Origin of the sequence: Acinetobacter halobius, from assembly GCF_044130335.1 — a bacterium.
In the GTDB taxonomy this organism is placed as follows: Bacteria; Pseudomonadota; Gammaproteobacteria; order Pseudomonadales; family Moraxellaceae; genus Acinetobacter.
Map to the genome: position 1 here is coordinate 1 of NZ_JBIQOD010000013.1, position 16,959 is coordinate 16,959.

General features: G+C 41.4%; 16 protein-coding genes. 5 read left to right on the forward strand and 11 right to left on the reverse strand.

What is annotated here, in order from left to right:
* Window positions 1-146 precede the first annotated feature (146 nt).
* Genes ACE01U_RS11765 through ubiG form a run of 3 tightly spaced genes read right to left on the reverse strand, consistent with a single transcriptional unit; the run spans window position 147 to window position 2,338 of the window.
* Window positions 147-893 carry a YciK family oxidoreductase gene (locus ACE01U_RS11765; protein ID WP_110974420.1) on the reverse strand — a complete coding sequence of 249 codons (747 nt, stop codon included), beginning with the start codon at window positions 891-893 and terminating at the stop codon, window positions 147-149.
* A 36-nt stretch (window positions 894-929) separates the two neighbouring features.
* Window positions 930-1,625, reverse strand: a complete 696-nt coding sequence (locus ACE01U_RS11770) for an HAD family hydrolase (RefSeq protein ID WP_395579540.1) — start codon at window positions 1,623-1,625, stop codon at window positions 930-932.
* Window positions 1,622-2,338 carry a bifunctional 2-polyprenyl-6-hydroxyphenol methylase/3-demethylubiquinol 3-O-methyltransferase UbiG gene (gene ubiG, locus ACE01U_RS11775; protein ID WP_110974474.1) on the reverse strand — a complete coding sequence of 239 codons (717 nt, stop codon included), beginning with the start codon at window positions 2,336-2,338 and terminating at the stop codon, window positions 1,622-1,624. The genes ACE01U_RS11770 and ubiG overlap by 4 nt, the downstream gene beginning before the upstream one ends.
* 180 nt (window positions 2,339-2,518) lie before the next feature.
* Here ubiG and ACE01U_RS11780 point away from each other — a divergent pair, with 180 nt between their 5' ends.
* Entirely contained in the window at window positions 2,519-3,136 is a 618-nt protein-coding gene (locus ACE01U_RS11780) for a thiol:disulfide interchange protein DsbA/DsbL (protein ID WP_395579541.1), read from the forward strand.
* Between the two features lie 66 nt (window positions 3,137-3,202).
* Here the strand turns inward: ACE01U_RS11780 and ACE01U_RS11785 are convergent, their stop codons facing one another.
* Both ACE01U_RS11785 and ACE01U_RS11790 read right to left on the reverse strand, forming a co-directional pair.
* On the reverse strand, window positions 3,203-4,840 hold the full coding sequence (locus ACE01U_RS11785) for a PglL family O-oligosaccharyltransferase (RefSeq protein ID WP_395579542.1): 1,638 nt from the start codon (window positions 4,838-4,840) through the stop codon (window positions 3,203-3,205).
* Window positions 4,841-4,949: 109 nt separating this feature from the next.
* Window positions 4,950-5,627, reverse strand: coding sequence for a TetR family transcriptional regulator (locus ACE01U_RS11790; protein WP_395579543.1), 678 nt, complete (start codon window positions 5,625-5,627; stop codon window positions 4,950-4,952).
* A gap of 160 nt (window positions 5,628-5,787) precedes the next feature.
* On the opposite strand from ACE01U_RS11790, the gene rph reads away from it, so the two are divergent.
* Window positions 5,788-6,504, forward strand: coding sequence for a ribonuclease PH (gene rph, locus ACE01U_RS11795; RefSeq protein WP_395579544.1), 717 nt, complete (start codon window positions 5,788-5,790; stop codon window positions 6,502-6,504).
* A gap of 72 nt (window positions 6,505-6,576) precedes the next feature.
* Here rph and nadC read toward each other — a convergent pair whose 3' ends face one another.
* Window positions 6,577-7,422 (reverse strand): carboxylating nicotinate-nucleotide diphosphorylase, encoded by an 846-nt coding sequence (nadC, locus tag ACE01U_RS11800; protein ID WP_086210726.1) that lies wholly within the window; start codon window positions 7,420-7,422, stop codon window positions 6,577-6,579.
* Window positions 7,423-7,606: 184 nt separating this feature from the next.
* Here nadC and ampD point away from each other — a divergent pair, with 184 nt between their 5' ends.
* The gene (gene ampD, locus ACE01U_RS11805) at window positions 7,607-8,179 is read left to right on the forward strand and encodes a 1,6-anhydro-N-acetylmuramyl-L-alanine amidase AmpD (RefSeq protein ID WP_086210725.1); all 573 of its coding nucleotides are present in this window, start codon (window positions 7,607-7,609) and stop codon (window positions 8,177-8,179) included.
* A 77-nt stretch (window positions 8,180-8,256) separates the two neighbouring features.
* On the forward strand, window positions 8,257-9,813 hold the full coding sequence (gene murJ / locus ACE01U_RS11810) for a murein biosynthesis integral membrane protein MurJ (protein ID WP_171405809.1): 1,557 nt from the start codon (window positions 8,257-8,259) through the stop codon (window positions 9,811-9,813).
* 171 nt (window positions 9,814-9,984) lie between these two features.
* Here the strand turns inward: murJ and bamJ (ACE01U_RS11815) are convergent, their stop codons facing one another.
* The 5 genes from bamJ (ACE01U_RS11815) to ACE01U_RS11835 all read right to left on the reverse strand — a co-directional run bounded on the left by bamJ (ACE01U_RS11815) (window position 9,985) and on the right by ACE01U_RS11835 (window position 15,389).
* Window positions 9,985-10,677 carry a BamJ family beta-barrel-assembly machinery protein gene (gene bamJ, locus ACE01U_RS11815; protein ID WP_395579545.1) on the reverse strand — a complete coding sequence of 231 codons (693 nt, stop codon included), beginning with the start codon at window positions 10,675-10,677 and terminating at the stop codon, window positions 9,985-9,987.
* 53 nt (window positions 10,678-10,730) lie between these two features.
* Window positions 10,731-11,435: a BamJ family beta-barrel-assembly machinery protein gene (gene bamJ / locus ACE01U_RS11820; RefSeq protein WP_151706922.1), complete on the reverse strand. Its 705-nt coding sequence runs from the start codon at window positions 11,433-11,435 to the stop codon at window positions 10,731-10,733.
* Between the two features lie 212 nt (window positions 11,436-11,647).
* Window positions 11,648-13,843 (reverse strand): polysaccharide biosynthesis tyrosine autokinase, encoded by a 2,196-nt coding sequence (locus ACE01U_RS11825; protein ID WP_086210721.1) that lies wholly within the window; start codon window positions 13,841-13,843, stop codon window positions 11,648-11,650.
* Between the two features lie 19 nt (window positions 13,844-13,862).
* Window positions 13,863-14,291 carry a low molecular weight protein-tyrosine-phosphatase gene (locus ACE01U_RS11830; RefSeq protein ID WP_395579547.1) on the reverse strand — a complete coding sequence of 143 codons (429 nt, stop codon included), beginning with the start codon at window positions 14,289-14,291 and terminating at the stop codon, window positions 13,863-13,865.
* 3 nt (window positions 14,292-14,294) lie between these two features.
* Complete coding sequence (locus ACE01U_RS11835) at window positions 14,295-15,389, reverse strand: polysaccharide biosynthesis/export family protein (protein WP_086210719.1); 1,095 nt, start codon at window positions 15,387-15,389, stop codon at window positions 14,295-14,297.
* A gap of 272 nt (window positions 15,390-15,661) precedes the next feature.
* On the opposite strand from ACE01U_RS11835, the gene tviB reads away from it, so the two are divergent.
* Complete coding sequence (tviB, locus tag ACE01U_RS11840) at window positions 15,662-16,939, forward strand: Vi polysaccharide biosynthesis UDP-N-acetylglucosamine C-6 dehydrogenase TviB (RefSeq protein WP_086210718.1); 1,278 nt, start codon at window positions 15,662-15,664, stop codon at window positions 16,937-16,939.
* Window positions 16,940-16,959: the final 20 nt, after the last annotated feature.

Sequence of the window (16,959 nt, forward strand, 5' to 3'; positions counted from 1 at the left end):
ACGGTATTCTGATGTGACAAAACCTGAGTCCTTGTAGTTAAAGTGTTTGTTCGCACTTATATTTTAACTATTTTGGACTCAGGTTTTTTATTTAAACAAAACTATGGGACAGCAGTGAGCCGAAGCTTCCTTTTAAATGAACGATTTTAGTCTTGTGCATCAATACTTTGACCATTCATATGCAAACTGTCATCGCCCATCAAGTACAGATAGGCAGGCATGATATTTTCAGGTGTGGGCAATGTTTTTGGATCTTCATCAGGATAGGCTTTGGCACGCATCGCTGTGCGGGTCGCCCCCGGATTGATACAATTAAATCGGATATTCGGTGCGGTATTTTCTTTGGCGAACAGTTGACTGACCGCTTCAATCGCGATCTTAGACACGGAATATGCGCCCCAACGTTCACGCGTTTCGCGCCCGACACCTGAGCTGGCAAAAACCACAGAGGCATGCTCAGATTTTTTCAGGAGGGGCATTAATTCTTGAGTCATAACGAATGGCGCACGTAAGTTGACCGCCATCACGTCATCCCAAACATCGACAGGATAATTTTCCAGTTCAGTACGCTCACCTAAAATACCTGCATTATGCAAAATGCCATCTAAGCGCCCAAACTGACGTTCTAGGGTGTCGACCAATAATTCATAGTCACGAGGAGAGGCACTTGATAGCTGCAAGGGTAAGATTGCAGGTTGCGGCGCACCTAAGCCTTCAATTTCATCATAAATGACTTCGAGCTTATTTAAGGTACGCCCATGCAGCACCACGGTTGCGCCGTGTAGGGCATAACTTAATGCAGCAGCACGACCAATACCATCGCCCGCACCTGTAATTAAGATGATACGATCTTTGAGTAGATCGGGGCGAGGTTGATATTCTGAATATTTCATCATTACCTCCTCGTTATTGTGATTTTTTAATTGTGATCAAGTCAGTGAGCTTGCTTTTGATGTCTGGTTGACAAGGGACTGAATGACCTCATCTAACTCAACTACATTCTTCACTATACAATCTGCTTGCCAAGCTGTTAAGTCATCTTTGTGCGCGAATGGTAAATAACCATAAGCGGCCAAAATGGTATACATCTGCGCGTTACGACCTGCATCTATATCACGTGGATGATCCCCGACGTAAATACAGTTTTCAGGTGCAATCGCAATCTGTTGGGCTGCCAAATACATTGGTTCAGGATCAGGCTTGGTTTTGCTGACATCCTCTGGGCAGACCAAAACAGCGCAGCGTTTTGTCAAATCCAGCGCGTCTAATAATGCTTCACTGAGCCAACGTGGTTTATTGGTGACAATGCCCCATGGAATTTCTTGGTTTTCAAGTTTTTCAAGTAGCGGATACATGCCAGTAAATAGGTCGGTATCTACCGCAATATCCGCCCCATAGGTGTCTAAAAAACGCTGACGATGTGCCAGAAAAATTGGGTCTTCGACTTCCAGTTCTGGATAAACCAATTTCACCATAGCCCGTGCGCCTTCAGAGACTTGGCTACGGATCAGGTTTGCATCGACCACAGCAACACCTTTTTCACGGCACATGTTTTGAATAATGCGAATAAAGTCGGCAGCCGTGTCGATCAGTGTGCCGTCAAGGTCGAATAAGACGGCTTTCATGCAGCACCTTCTTTGACAGTGTAGACCATATAGTTGACATCGACATTCGGCGCTAACCAATAGCGTTTGGTCAATGGATTGTAATGTAAACCCGTCATGTCTTTTAGTTTGAGTCCAGCACCGCGAATATCATGTGCAAGCTCTGATGGTTTAATGAATTTATGATAATCGTGGGTGCCTCTCGCTAACATACGCAGTACATATTCAGCACCAATAATGGCAAACAGATAGGCTTTGGGATTACGGTTGATGGTTGAAAAGAACACATGACCACCTGGTTTAACCAGTTTATGGCAGGCTTCAATGATTGAAGCTGGATTAGGTACGTGTTCCAGCATTTCCATGCAGGTCACGACATCGTATTGTCCCGCGTGTTCTTCTGCGAGCTGTTCAACTGGAACTTGGCGATACTCGATATGCTTAACACCTTCTTGCTCTGCATGTAAACGCGCCACATTCAGTGGGGCTTCGCCCATATCAATACCAAGAACATCTGCACCACGACGTGCCATACTTTCAGCCAAAATGCCGCCACCACAGCCGACATCAAGGACTTTTTTCCCACTGAGTCCACCAGCATGCTCATCAATCCAGTTTAAGCGTAATGGATTGATCATATGTAAAGGACGGAACTCCGAGTGCTGATCCCACCATATGGCAGCAAATGCTTCAAATTTGGCAATTTCTTGTGGATCAACATTCAGTTGCGACATCATCGTCACCTCAATCAGGTTGTAATATTTAAAAAAATTCAATAGGGCTTAGTGTAGCGTTTATTCTGGAAAAAGCGATAAAAGCCTGAAAAAAGTTCACAGAATGAAAACGAATTTGGCATATTTGATTTATAGTATTTGCATAAACTTATCATAATGATTTTGAGGACAATAAGTTCAATGAAAAAACTCCTTTTGAGTGGACTAGCAACCGCTGTTTTCGCTATTTCTGGTAGTGCTTTGGCTGCAAACTTTGTAGCAGGTCAGGACTATACTGTGGTACCAACGCCAGTACAGGTCGAAGTACCTGGAAAAATTGAAGTGCGTGAGTTCTTCTGGTATGGCTGCCCACACTGCTTTAAACTTGAACCGCATATGCAGACTTGGTTAAAGAAATTACCTAAAGATGTACGTTTTGTACGTACACCAGCAGCGATGAATCCACTTTGGGAGCAGGGTGCTCGAGCTTATTATGTGTCTGAAGCTTTAGGTGTGCGCAAGAAGACACACCTTATGTTATTCCATGCGATTCATGATCAAAACCAACCAATTTTAGAACAACCTGCTTTAGCTAAGTTCTATACTCAATTTGGTATTCCTGAAGCGAAATTTAACACTACGTATAAGTCTTTTGCGATCACTTCAAAAATTGCTCAAGCGCAAGATTTAGCGAAACGTTATCAACTGAGTGGTGTCCCTGCGGTCACAGTCAATGGTAAGTACATTGTTCAAGGCGAAAATGAGAAAGTTGTGCAAGTTGTAGAATATCTCATCGAAAAAGAACGTGCGGCAAAATAATGAGCGTATAGCTCGCCCCATAAAAAAAGCCTGCTGATGCAGGCTTTTTTTATGGGGTGACAAAATTTATTGCACACTTGATGTAGGCTGTAATAAATCCTCATAACGCAGATCAATTTTTCTTAAAGTTTTTAAGCGCCAAAGTTGGTGACGAGCCTCAGCCTCATAGCCATTGAAAGCCAAGAGTTTAGCAAACTTGGTTAAATCATAAGGAATCGGGTAGTTCAACACCATTTCCTCATAGTCCCGAATTTGCTCAGGGCTGACTTTACTATACGGATTTAACTGAATCCATTCGATACGACGGTTAAACTCAGACAGCAGTAAAATTTGATCGTGATTGGTGAATTTTTCAGGTGTTTTTTCATAGCGAGAGGCTTGATTTAGCTTCGGCACCATCAGTTCATAATCACGGATAATGAGTCCGACCAAGATCACACAGACTGTAAATACCACTGGCATAACATAACTTGCTACGGTCCATGTTTTTACTTTTTGCTGGGCTTGAATAATCCCGAGAATAAAGCCGAGCGGCAACAAGAAATAGGCATAGAATAAAGGAAATTCGAGCATCGCATGAATGAGTACAGCCCCTACCATGAGCAAACCCACCACAGATTCGGATGAAGTTGCATGCTTTTGTAGTTGATAACCCCAATAGCTTATGTAAGCAAAAAATGGAACTGCAATCAGTAGCCCATTCCATAAAATGAAGTCGAGAATGAAGTTGTGCGCACTTTTCACCCAAACTGGACCTTGGAACTGATCACTAATCAATGTGTAAGCGACACTGGTTTGATGCCAACCATAGCCAAACCAAGGGCGTTCTGCGATTGCATGTAGCATTTGCTGCCAAATGGCAAGACGTGACATATCCCCCTTGGTTGCTCGAGCAACGACATCGCGAGTTTGTGTGACATCAACATTAGAAAGTTGAGCCAACAACTGATTGAGCTGAGGAGTTAACACAATTAAAGAAACAAAGAGCACAAACCATGCAAGAGCACTATACCATTTGAGTTGTAGTGTGCCTCTGTATTGTTGATAGAGTAAATACAGTAGTACACAAATACTCGCGACCCATGATGTGCGAGATTGACTCAGTGCGACAGCAAACAACATCAGTACGGCACTAGTGCAGAGAAGAAGAGTATTGAATTTTTTCTTCTCAAATAAGTAAAGAGTACCCAGTAAGGACAGAATTAAGAAGCTTGCCATATTATTCGGCTGAGCGAAGTTGGCATACGGGCGATCACCTTTTAATATGGTCATCCCCGGTATTTTCTGTTCAATATTGAGCCATTGGCAGATGGCAATCAGAGCAGTGACCACACCAACCAACCAAAAAACCGTACTTAAACCAGCAAACAATTGTTCACGCGCGAGCGGTCTTTGACTGAGGTTAAAACCTAAAACAATACTGAGCCAAAAGGCAAAAATGTATAGGCCGCACATCAATGCTTTGCTGAAAAAGAACAGCTCACCAAAGCCGTACTGTATAAAGGGTACAAGGCTTAAGAGCAATAGAGGTAGTGTGATCTTGGGGAATAAAACTTTTTCTTTTAGAAACAGTGCAGAAAGCGTAAATAATGACAAAAAGGCAAACAGCTCACCTGTATAAGTGACCCATGGTCGATAATGAATGGGCAAAAGCCATGCTAAGGCCATACATACACTGGCAGCTAAAAAAAGAAAAAAACGCATAAGAGGTACAGATGAAAAAACTGGCTCTATGATAGTGAAAAAGCGTCTAAGTTTGAGCAAACAGTGTTAAAAAATTTGTAATGTATTAAAACATCATTCTAGCTGGAGTTTAATGCAGTGTCGGGTTGGCTTGTTCTGTTTGTATTGTTGGTCGATGCCAATTGGAAATACCACGAAACATGAGTTGAATCTGTACCACTGTTTGCATTTTAAAGTCATGTTGTTGCTGTTGTAATTGTACTGATGGTACATCTCGGCTAAAACCCATCCAGCGCATGGCCCAGTTAAAAGAGGCGTTCATTAGAATATTGGCTAAAACGTTAAGGTCTTTTGAATCGCGGATATGCTGCATACTTTCAATACGGGTGAGAGCATAGGCAAAGTCGTCGATTAAAAACGTGATCTCTCGTTCGATGGCTTTACGAACCAATGTTGAGCCTCCCCAACGCTCGCCGATGAGAAAGATCCATTGTTCGGGGTGTTGCTCAACGGCATCAAAGAATAAATCGAGGCTGTGCTCAATGGTTGCATGTGGGCGGTAAACATAGCTTTGGCCTAATTGGGTCAGCACATTTTTGATATGTAAGGTAGCTTGGTCGACCAGTTCAAGCCCTAGTTCATCCAAATCACTAAAGTGTCGATAAAAGGCGGTTGGCACTAAACCGACTTGACGGGTAACTTCACGGAGACTGATCTGACTAAAGGAGCGACCAGAGGTGCTGAGCTGTAAGGCTGCATTGAGCAATGCTTGGCGACTTTGTTGTTTGCGCTCTTCACGAATCGACATAGATGTGGCCTCAAGCTCATTTGTCTTTTAGTTTAACAAAGAATCAAGATCTAAAGTGAGGTTGGCGATCAATTACAAAAGCGAGCTTGTGGAGCAAATGCTTTGGCTTTGCTTCTGCTATACTATGCGCCAATCAACTTAGTCAGATGAAGGACGTATTATGCGTATCGACCAACGAGCATTAGATCAATTACGTGATGTTACTATTACGCGTAACTATACACGTTATGCAGAAGGTTCGGTATTGGTTGAGTTTGGTCATACCAAAGTTCTTTGTACGGCGAGCATTGATAACTCAGTTCCGCGTTTTTTAAAAGGTAAAGGTCAAGGTTGGGTAACAGCAGAATATGGCATGTTGCCACGTTCAACCCATACCCGTAGTGACCGTGAGGCGGCACGTGGTAAGCAAAGTGGTCGTACTCAAGAAATTCAACGTTTGATTGGTCGTAGTTTACGTGCCATGGTGGATTTAAAGAAACTCGGTGAAAATACGATTACCATTGACTGTGATGTGATTCAAGCAGATGGTGGTACGCGGACTGCTGCAATCACTGGTGCTGCGGTGGCCCTTATTGATGCGATGAATACGCTGCTTGAGAAAAAGAAAATTAAGCAGGATCCACTCAAAGGTTTGGTTGCTGCCATTTCAGTCGGTATTTTCCAAGACGAAGTGCTTTTAGACTTGTGCTATGAAGAAGACTCAAACTGCCAAACGGATTTAAACGTGGTCATGACCCAAGCGGGCGAGTTTATTGAAATTCAAGGTACGGCAGAAGATAAGCCGTTTACCCGTACACAGTGCAATGCCATGTTAGAAATGGCGGAAAAGGGTATTCAAGAATTGGTGAAAAAACAGCAGCAAGCACTGGGCTGGTAAGTTGTAACGCAAAAAAACGCACTATCTAGTGCGTTTTTTTATGGCGTGTTGACTGAATGCAATCTTTTCAAATTAAGCATTAAAACGCATGGAAAGATCGACGGCTTTGACATCTTTGGTCAACACACCCATCGAAATATAATCCACGCCTGTAGTTGCCACTTCACGTAAGTTGTCAATGGTGATGTTGCCTGACGCTTCCAATTTACAACGTCCTGCGACATGCTTGACCGCATCAATCATTTGTTGCTGGCTAAAGTTGTCTAACATCACGATATCCGCTTGGGCTTCTAATGCTTGGTCTAATTCAGCCCATGTTTCGACTTCGACTTCGACAGGTTTGCCCGGGGCAATTTGATGCGCTTTGGCAATCGCTTGAGCAATGCCACCAGCTGCCATGATATGATTTTCTTTAATTAAAAAAGCATCGAATAAGCCTAAACGATGGTTTTGCCCCCCGCCGATCGCGACTGCATATTTTTGTGCAATGCGCAGACCCGGTAGTGTTTTACGGGTATCTAGCAACTTGGTATTTAAGCCATCCAGTTGTTTGACATATTCAGCCGTTTTGGTTGCAACTGCAGACAGGGTTTGTACAAAGTTGAGTGCAGGGCGTTCAACCGTAAGTAAGCTGCGTGCTGAACCCGCCAGTTTAAAAAGGGTTTCATTGGCACGAACCAGATCGCCATCGTTTTTTAGCCACGTGATTTGTACACTCGAATCAAAAGCTGCAATTAATGCATTGACCCAAGGTTGACCTGCAAGAATCATGTCTTCACGGCTAATAATGGTCGCAGTTGCTTGCTCATCTTCAGGCGTCAAAAGTGCCGTAATGTCGCCATCACCGATGTCTTCTTGTAATGCCTGTTGAATATTCAGTTGAATAGATTGTTCAAGCAGTTGCTGCGATATGCTCATCCGATTGTCCGTATCTTTATAGAAGCCATGAAAATTGCGCAATATATTAGCATTTTTCCTGAAAAGGCGTAAAAATTTCTAAAACGAAACACCATAGATTTGTGAAATGATAGGGAAAGATTTAGCATGGACAACAAAGCAAAAATATTGCCCGAAGGGCGCAATGGGTTTAAGGAATAAAAATATGCAAGGCATTCCATCGTTTCAAGTGCAAGCTGGTCAATTGCAGGGAGCGAGACAAATCCCATCGCCTAATTTTAACGCACGTCCTGCAGATGCTGATATTCAACTGATTGTCATTCATAATATCAGTTTGCCCCCCTCACAGTTTGGTGGTGGCTATATTGAACAATTTTTTCAAAATCAATTGGATTGGTCAGTACATCCATATTTTCAAACTATTCAAGGCATGCAAGTCTCAGCACATTTACTGATTTTAAGAGGCGGGGAAGTCTTACAATTTGTTAACTTTCATGACCGTGCATGGCATGCAGGGCGTTCGAGTTATTTGGGCAAAAAAGAGTGCAATGATTATTCGATTGGCATTGAGCTTGAGGGCAGTGATGACATGCCTTTTGAAGATGCCCAATATGAAGCATTGGTACATGTGACTGCCTGCTTACAGCAAACCTATCCTCAAATTCAACAGCATTTGGCGGGGCATTCCGATATTGCTCCAGGTCGAAAAACGGATCCTGGCCCATTTTTCGATTGGTACAAATATAGAAGCCGTTTGCAGCAGTTAAAAAGTCAATAAATTGAGTGCAGACAACAACATTAAACAATCAAATATTCGTTGAAGTTTCATTACAATAGCGGCAAATGAAAAACTAGGTGGATACGATGGCGCTGTGGCGGTCAACCGTAATTGTAAGTGCAATGACCATGCTTTCTCGGGTCTTGGGTTTGGTACGAGACATTGTTTTACTGAATGTCTTTGGTGCAGGTAAAGATTTCGATACCTTTGTGGTGGCCTTTCGTATACCGAACTTCTTCCGTCGGCTGTTTGCTGAAGGGGCATTCTCACAGGCGTTTATTCCAGTACTGACCGAATATAAAACTGGGCGTACCCATGCGGAAGTTCAAATCCTGATTAGTCGAGTCTTTGGTTGTTTGATGACGATCATGACAGCTCTAACTTTCTTGGCTATGGTCGCGGCGCCTGCCGTATTGTATATTTATGCACCGGGCTTCCATGCTGACCCTGAGAAGTTTGATCTTGCAGTTTCGATGTTCCGCCTCACTATTCCTTATTTATTGTTTATGTCGCTGACAGCCTTTGCCAGCAGTATTCTAAATAGTTATGGTTCCTTTGCTTCACCCGCATTTTCACCAGTATTGCTGAATGTGGCGATGATTGCAGGAGCATGGTGGTTGACGCCGTATATGGCGGAGCCGATTATGGCACTCGGTTGGGCAGTGATTGCTGCGGGTGTATTGCAATTAGCGATCCAAATTCCTGAACTTTGGCATAAAAAATTACTGATTCCGCCGAAAGTCGATTTTAAACATGAGGGTGTAGATCGCATCATGAAATTGATGTTGCCTGCACTATTTGGTGTTTCTGTTACGCAAATTAATTTACTCCTGAACACCATTTGGGCTTCGTTTATGCAAGATGGTTCTGTGTCTTGGTTATATAGTGCAGAACGCATGACTGAATTGCCTTTGGGCTTGATTGGGGTGGCGATTGGTACGGTAATTTTACCGGCATTGTCGACCCGTCATGCAGAGCAAGATATGTCGAAGTTTCGTGGCATGATGGATTGGGCTGCGAAGGTGATTGTTTTGGTTGGCGTGCCTGCCAGTATTGCACTGTTTATGTTATCGACCCCTATTATTCAGGCCCTGTTCCAACGCGGACAATTTACCCTTGAAGATACTCAAATGACGGCTTTAGCGTTGCAGTGTATGAGCGCCGGGGTGATTTCATTCATGTTGATTAAAGTCTTTGCACCTGGGTTTTATGCACAACAAGACACCAAGACTCCTGTCCGTGTGGGGCTAATGGCCGTTGCTGCGAATGCGATTTTAAACGTAGTGTTTATTGGTTTCTTTAAATTGATTGACTGGCATGCAGAGCATATGGCACTGGCTTTAGCGTCTTCTGGGTCTGCACTTGTAAATGCAGGAATGTTGTATTTCTATCTACATAAGCGTGATATTTTCCGTTTTGGTGCTCACTGGAAAAAACTGTTTATTCAGTTTGGTATTTCTAACGCCGTGATGATTGCAGCATTGTGGTACGGACTGACTTGGTATAATGGCGAAATGTCACAGTGGATTCGCGTTGCTGAAGTGGTTGGGCTGTGTGTGGTCGGTGCGGTGGCTTATGCCGTTGGTTTATTCATTACGGGTTTTAGACCACGCCATTTAAAGCATGAAGCATAAAACAAAAAGCACTACTTGATTTTATGCTGCAAGACCAGTGAAGCGCGTAGCTTAAAAAAGCATGGCTTGATTTGAGAATAGATTGTAATTCATAAAAAGTGTAATCAATAAAAAGCCTGATCACATGTCAGGCTTTTTATTTTATCTCTAGAATTATTTTGCCTAACCGCCTTAGTTTGGCAATACTGCAATCAGTTCCACATCAAAAATCAGCGTGCTGTTCGGTTCAATTACATCACCTGAACCAATTTGACCATAACCCAGTTTAGATGGAATAAAGAAACGGTATTTCGCTCCTTCTTTCATCAGTTGCAAACCTTCAGTCCAACCTTGAATGACTTGGCTGACTTGGAATTCTGCAGGCTGTTGGCGGGCAATCGAACTGTCAAAAACCGTTTGATCAATCAAACGTCCTTCATAATGGACTTTGACTCGACTGTTGGCCTTGGGTGACTTGCCTTGACCTTGTTGTAAAACTATATATTGCAGTCCTGAAGCTGTAGTTTTCACCTCAGGTTTTTTTGCATTCTCAGCTAAAAATGCTGCACCAATTTTGGCATTTTTGTCTGCCAATTGTTTGACTTCTAATAATTGTTTCGCTTCGGCTTGACGCTTATATTGGGTGAGTACACGCGCCATATCTTCATCACTTAATGAGGCAGTTTGGCCTTTAGATGCTTCTCGTAACCCTTGGACAAAAGCATCTATATCTAAATCTTGAATAGACTCTGCATTACTGCGACCCATCAAATAACCAAAGCTATAACCGACCTGTTGATGAACACTACTTTTATTGGTGATAGGCGCCGCGAAAAGAGGAGTTGAAAGGAACAAGCCACAGAGTAATGTTGTTTGAATTTTCATAAATTGTTCTCAATAAAAACAGGAGAGCAAAAGCTCTCCTTGAGTTGGCATTGTTATTTTACTTTGATCAGTTCTACATCAAAAATAAGTGTGCTGTTGGCTGGGATCATACCGGGTACCCCTTGTGGACCATAACCTAAGTTGGACGGGATATAGAGGGTCGCTTTGCCACCTTCTTTCATCAGTTGTAAACCTTCAGTCCAACCTGGAATGACTTGATTCAATGGGAACTCAATTGGCTCGCCACGCTCAATTGAGCTGTCAAAGACTTTACCATCGACCAACTGGCCCTTGTAGTGTACCGTCACTACCGAGTTTGCATTTGGTTGCTTGCCTGTACCTTCTTGGGTGATTTTGTACTGTAAGCCTGAAGCTGTAGTTTTCACCCCAGGTTTTTTTGCATTTTCAGTTAAGAAATTATCGCTAGTGGTCTGTGCTTGCTGAGCAACATTAGCCTGTTTTTGTTGCATTTCTTGTTGGAACTGTTCATAGGCTTGTTTTAATTCTTCTTCTGTATACGCGGGTTGGCTACGTGCATGACCTGCACGAACACCAGTGACAAAACTGTTAATGTCGAGTTCTGGTGGGGTTTGATGAGCAACTTCATAGCCTAGTGCATAGCTAATTTTTTCTACGGCAGATGCATTTTTTGAAACTTGCGCTTCAGCCGAAGCAGGGTGTTGAGATGCATAATAAACGGGAACAAGTGCAGCACCGCCTAGAAGAACAGCTACAGCAATCGGTAAGGCTTTACTCATGTGAAATTTTTCCTAATTCTATTACATTCAAAAAGTTTTCAGCATCTTAGCAGACTTCATGAATCACGTGTTTTGTACCTAGAGTACATTTCCAAATTAATATATGCCGAAGTCCTTAAAAAAACTATAAGGATTTGAATATATAAACGTTTGTCATACAAAATAAAAAGCCAGAACTGTCATTCTGGCTTTTTATCGGCTAATAGCTGTCTTTAGTCTGATTCTTTATTGGCTTTATAAGCATAAGCATAATTGTAGCCATAACCTGAACCAGCTGTACGTTGAATGTCATTCAGAATGAAGCCATTGACTTTAACACCTGCTTGTTCAAAGCGATTGATGGTTAACTCAAGCTCTTTCATTTGTGTTTTCGCATAACGCGCAATCACTAAATTAACGCCTGTATATTGAGAAATAATAATCCCATCCGTTACAGCCAGTACTGGTGGTGTGTCGATGATCACATGATCGAACTTTTCAGACAGTTGTGCCAAGACGTTCTTAAACTGAGCCGAGCTTAAGAGTTCAGATGGATTGGCTGGACTTTTACCTCTGGAGATGACGCTTAAGCCAGGTACTTCAGTATTTCGAATCACTGTCTCTAAGCTGTGTTGGCCATTGAGTAATTCAGTGAGACCTGGTTGAGTGTCGTAGTTAAAGTATTTATGTAAATATCCACGACGTAAGTCAGCATCTACAATCAAAACACGTTTATCGCTTTGCGCCAAAATTGTGGCTAAGTTGGTCGAAATAAAAGATTTCCCGACTTCTGGTGCTGGGCCTGAAATCATAATCAGGTTATTTTTTGCAGAACTTAAAGCAAAATGAATGGCGGTACGCATACTACGTAAGCTTTCAATCGCAATATCATCACTGTTTTTAACAGCCAAAATAGGAATATTCTTTTTCTTCTTCAAAATATTGATGCGACTTTCTTGCACGGGTGAACGAGGGACTGTTGCATACACAGGTAGATCCAGCTCATTTTCAATTTGAGCGGAGTCTTTAATGCCTGAGCGCATCATATTGCGTAATAATGCTAACAGCGTACCAAGGAAACCACCGACAAAGAGCGATAAAATTAGAACGATAAGTGTCTTTGGCTTAACTTTTTCAAAAGGCTTAACGGCTGTATCGACAATACGTACATTACCAATCTCACCTGCATTTGCAATTTTCAACTGTTGATAGTTGTTTAGCAGAGCAGTGTATTGTTCTGCATTGACTTTAACATCGCGATAAAGCTGTAAATATAAGCGCTGGGTTTCTGGAAGTTGTTTCAAAGCTTGATTTAACTGTTCTTTTTTACCAGTCAACTCTTTCAACTGAGCATTAATTTCTGCCATTAAAGGGTGATCATTGGTATATTTTGCAGAAAGTTCAGCTTGTTTTTGCTTGAGCTCAATCATTAAGCGTTCAAGCTCAATATTTTGTTTCAGCAACAGTTCAGATTCTTGGGTCACATCAATGGTGTTGTATTTTTCACGGAATCTATTGAACTTAATCTCAGAATCTTCGAGTTGCTGCTTAAGTAAAGGTAATTGTTTATCTAAGAAAGCAAGTGTTTGCGTTGATTCTAGGGACTTTCTTTCAATATTTTGTTTGTGATAGACACTCAGAATATGATTCAGAACTTTGGTAATGTGTGCTTTATCAGTGCCTTGGTAACTTAAACCGACTACACCTGTCATTTTTCCACGTTCAGCAACACCATAATTCAACATTAGGTTTTTCATTGCTGTTGGTAGAGCGTATTTTGTGATTTTAAGTTCTGGGGCTAGATTGTTATTTTTTACAATATACACTTGCCACAAGCCATACGGACTAGGCACTTGATTCTTGACATTGGTTTTGCCTTCAAAAACAACTTCATCTTTATGTAGTAGTTGAAATGTGTTTGATTCGTTGAATTTTAGTTGAAGGGGTTCATCTAGATAGAAATCAGGGACATTCAATTGTTTAATTTGAACTACGGATGATTTATTTTGATAAACCACTTCAGTTGGAGTGTAATCAACTGTTGACTTTTTCTCTGAAATCAAACGATTAAATGCGGAGTCTTCTGGGGCCTTGATTTCAATATCAAGGTTGAGATCTCGAATCACTTGTCCCAAAACCATGCGAGATCTTAGAACTTCAATTTCTGCATCGGCTGGTGATTTTTGCCCCATCGCTCCTGAGAGTTGGCTTAACTCGCCTAATAGTGCTGCTGAGGCAGCACTTTTGCTGTCTTCAACGAGAACCATCGCATCTGTAGCATAAATGGGTTGAGTGACTCTTAAATAAAGTAATGCACAAATTAAACTGAAAATAATACAAAGAGCAATGAGTTTCCACTGAGCAATCAGAGAAAAAAATAACTCTTTTAAGTCGATTGTATCTTCGCTAGTGCTAGAGTTTTGATTCATAATTTAATATCGTAATAATTTAAAAATGTGATTTCCAATCAGCAACAAAGCGTTGAATATTGCTACAGGTTATATCAAAAAAAGCTTGATCATGCTGGTAGGGGTCAGCAACATTTTGTTTTTGCCAATGACCTAGGCGAAAGACTTTACCTTTAGCAAAAGGCCACTGTTTTTCTATATGTTGAGCTTGGTTGTTACTCATCACCAAAATCAAATCGGCAGCTTTAATGAGACTGGCATTGATCTGTTTTGCGACATGCTGACGCATATCAATCTTAAATTGATCCATACAATGAATAGCCTTGTCATCGGCACCATGTCCCACCATGGCGGATAGACCTGCAGAGTCAATATTGAGCTGTGGATTTTCCTGTTTGAGGAAATATTCCGCCATTGGACTTCTACAAATGTTTCCAACACAAACCACTAAAATATTTTGTATCCCCATGACTTATTTTCCAAGTTGATCAAAACTATATAAAGCACTTGAGAACGGAACAATTTGATTCATCACACGCTGCCAACGAGTTAAACCTGTTGCATCAATATAGACAATATCGTTCTTTTTCATGTCGAATTGATTGGCTAAGGCCAAATTACCCAGACTACTCAAGTTTAAATGATAAATGGTTGATTGTTTGGACTTTAAGTCTGTGCGCATTACATAAATTCGTGCTGCACTTGCAGAATATGGATTAATACCTTCACTTTCACCCAATACATCACTTAAAGACATGCCTTGATCTCTTAAGCTAATTGCTTGGCTTTTACTCGACTCACCCATGACATATAGTTTTTGGTCTTGTTTGGTGTTAACGAAAATGGTGTCGTCAGGTTGGATCAGTAGGTTATGGAGTGATAAGCCTTGTTTTTCTAACTGAATGGTATTGAGATTATATGTTTGACCATTTCGGATGAGTTGAATATTGGTCGTATCTCCAGTCTTGGTGTCGATCCCGCCCGCTTGACCTAGGGCAGTATAGAGACTGATTGGAAGATCATTGATGGTGTATTGTCCACTTTTAAGCACTTGCCCGTTGACATAGTAGCGTTTTGCTTCAAAAGACAGAACGCGGACAATCACGTCAGGATTCTTGAGATACTTGCTAAATTGGCTACGCAAGAATGTATGTGCTTCAGCAAGCGTTTTTCCAGCAATTTTGACAGAACCAATTAAAGGAAGTTGGACATTCCCGTTTGGATCAATCGGGTAGCCTACAGTTCGTACACTGGTCGCATCTTGAATAGGTGGAGTAATTTCTGGATATGCCCAAAGTTGGATAGATAGGACATCACCATAGTTCAAGCGATAAATACCTTGTTTTTTATTAAACAAAGTTCGAATATCTGAAAAATTGTTGACAGGTGCTTGCGCTATATTAGAGATATTCTCTTGTGTTAACTGTACAACATTAAGTTCAGCACCTTGATTTGTTTTATAGGAGCCTTGTTCAGGAAGATCATAAGTTTGAAGTCCTGATGTTACGGCACAACCAGTTATGCTTAAACTGAGTGCTAACAATATGCTATAGCGGTAGTAACTCACTCGAAAATAAACCCTATTTATAAATAATTTGAATAATGGATCAGGGCTATGACAACCCGAAGAATTTATATAAAACAGTTAGATTTTATACCAATTAATATCTTTAACATAGCCTAAGATGTTGGTGAAACGTACTGTTTCTATAATTAATCGAATAATTTTTTGAGGACTAAGTAACATAATTTAGTCATTAAAAGAAATCAAATTTCTGCTATATTGTGCAACGTTGAGATCTCTGCTCCTATCCTATTCAAATTGCACAAGGCTGTACCATGCTACAACTCGCTGATCTAAAAATTGCCATCATCGGATTAGGTTATGTTGGTTTACCTCTGGCTGTAGAGTTTGGTAAAAAAGTTTCTGTGCTGGGTTTCGATATTCATCAGAAGCGAATTGATGAGTTAAAGTCTGGTCAAGACCATACCTTGGAAGTGTCTCCAGATGAGTTGATGCAAGCAACTCAGTTGAGTTATAGCGCAGATTTAGAAGATCTAAAAAGTTGTAACTTTTATATTGTGACCGTTCCAACACCGATTGATGAATTTAAACAACCCGACCTCACCCCATTAATCAAAGCATCACAAAGTATTGGTCAGGTATTATCTGCGGGTGATATCGTTGTCTATGAATCGACCGTTTACCCCGGTGCAACAGAAGAAGCCTGTATTCCTGTCTTAGAAAAAGTATCAGGTTTAACATTCAATCAAGATTTTTTTGCGGGCTATAGCCCCGAACGGATTAATCCAGGGGATAAGCTCCATCGGGTTACGAATATTCTAAAAATCACCTCAGGTTCTACACCCGAAGTCGCTGATTTTGTCGATGAAGTATATAATCTTATTATTGAAGCGGGCACGCACAAAGCGCCAAGTATCAAAGTCGCAGAAGCAGCAAAAGTGATTGAAAACACGCAACGTGATGTAAATATTGCTTTAATTAATGAACTTGCTTTGATCTTCAATAAAATGGGCATTGATACAGAAGATGTACTCACAGCCGCAGGAACGAAATGGAACTTTTTACCATTCCGTCCAGGTTTAGTGGGTGGGCACTGTATCGGGGTTGATCCGTATTACTTAACTCATAAAGCACAGTCGATGGGTTATCATCCTGAAATTATCTTGGCAGGTCGTCGTCTGAACGATGGCATGGGTGCTTATGTCGTCACCCAACTTGTTAAAAGTATGGTGAAAAAGAAGATTCAGGTTGAAGGCGCAAAAGTTTTAGTCTTGGGGCTCAGTTTTAAGGAAAACTGTCCTGATATTCGTAATACCCGTATCATCGACATTGTGAAAGAACTTGAAGAATATCATATTGATGTTGATGTATATGACCCGTGGGTGAGCCCAATTGAGGCTGAAAGTGAATATGCGATTAGCCCAGTACAGTCTTTAAATCAGCAAACGTATGATGCAGTGATTCTTGCGGTTGCCCACCAGCAATTTAAGGTGATGGGCGCTGATGCAATTCGTGCTTTAGGTAAAGAAAGCCATGTCTTGTATGATTTAAAATATGTATTAGATCAATCAGAGTCTGATTTACGTCTATAATTTATTGAATGTTTTTGGAA

What these genes read in the sequence shown, in the direction of transcription:
- ampD (WP_086210725.1), top strand. Translation starts at nt 7,607, where the DNA reads ATGCAAGGCATTCCATCGTTTCAAGTGCAAGCTGGTCAATTGCAGGGA.
- ACE01U_RS11785 (WP_395579542.1), bottom strand. Translation starts at nt 4,840, where the DNA reads ATGCGTTTTTTTCTTTTTTTAGCTGCCAGTGTATGTATGGCCTTAGCA.
- bamJ (WP_151706922.1), bottom strand. Translation starts at nt 11,435, where the DNA reads ATGAGTAAAGCCTTACCGATTGCTGTAGCTGTTCTTCTAGGCGGTGCT.
- ACE01U_RS11765 (WP_110974420.1), bottom strand. Translation starts at nt 893, where the DNA reads ATGAAATATTCAGAATATCAACCTCGCCCCGATCTACTCAAAGATCGT.
- bamJ (WP_395579545.1), bottom strand. Translation starts at nt 10,677, where the DNA reads ATGAAAATTCAAACAACATTACTCTGTGGCTTGTTCCTTTCAACTCCT.
- tviB (WP_086210718.1), top strand. Translation starts at nt 15,662, where the DNA reads ATGCTACAACTCGCTGATCTAAAAATTGCCATCATCGGATTAGGTTAT.
- nadC (WP_086210726.1), bottom strand. Translation starts at nt 7,422, where the DNA reads ATGAGCATATCGCAGCAACTGCTTGAACAATCTATTCAACTGAATATT.
- rph (WP_395579544.1), top strand. Translation starts at nt 5,788, where the DNA reads ATGCGTATCGACCAACGAGCATTAGATCAATTACGTGATGTTACTATT.
- ACE01U_RS11770 (WP_395579540.1), bottom strand. Translation starts at nt 1,625, where the DNA reads ATGAAAGCCGTCTTATTCGACCTTGACGGCACACTGATCGACACGGCT.
- ACE01U_RS11790 (WP_395579543.1), bottom strand. Translation starts at nt 5,627, where the DNA reads ATGTCGATTCGTGAAGAGCGCAAACAACAAAGTCGCCAAGCATTGCTC.
- ACE01U_RS11780 (WP_395579541.1), top strand. Translation starts at nt 2,519, where the DNA reads ATGAAAAAACTCCTTTTGAGTGGACTAGCAACCGCTGTTTTCGCTATT.
- ACE01U_RS11830 (WP_395579547.1), bottom strand. Translation starts at nt 14,291, where the DNA reads ATGGGGATACAAAATATTTTAGTGGTTTGTGTTGGAAACATTTGTAGA.
- ubiG (WP_110974474.1), bottom strand. Translation starts at nt 2,338, where the DNA reads ATGTCGCAACTGAATGTTGATCCACAAGAAATTGCCAAATTTGAAGCA.
- ACE01U_RS11825 (WP_086210721.1), bottom strand. Translation starts at nt 13,843, where the DNA reads ATGAATCAAAACTCTAGCACTAGCGAAGATACAATCGACTTAAAAGAG.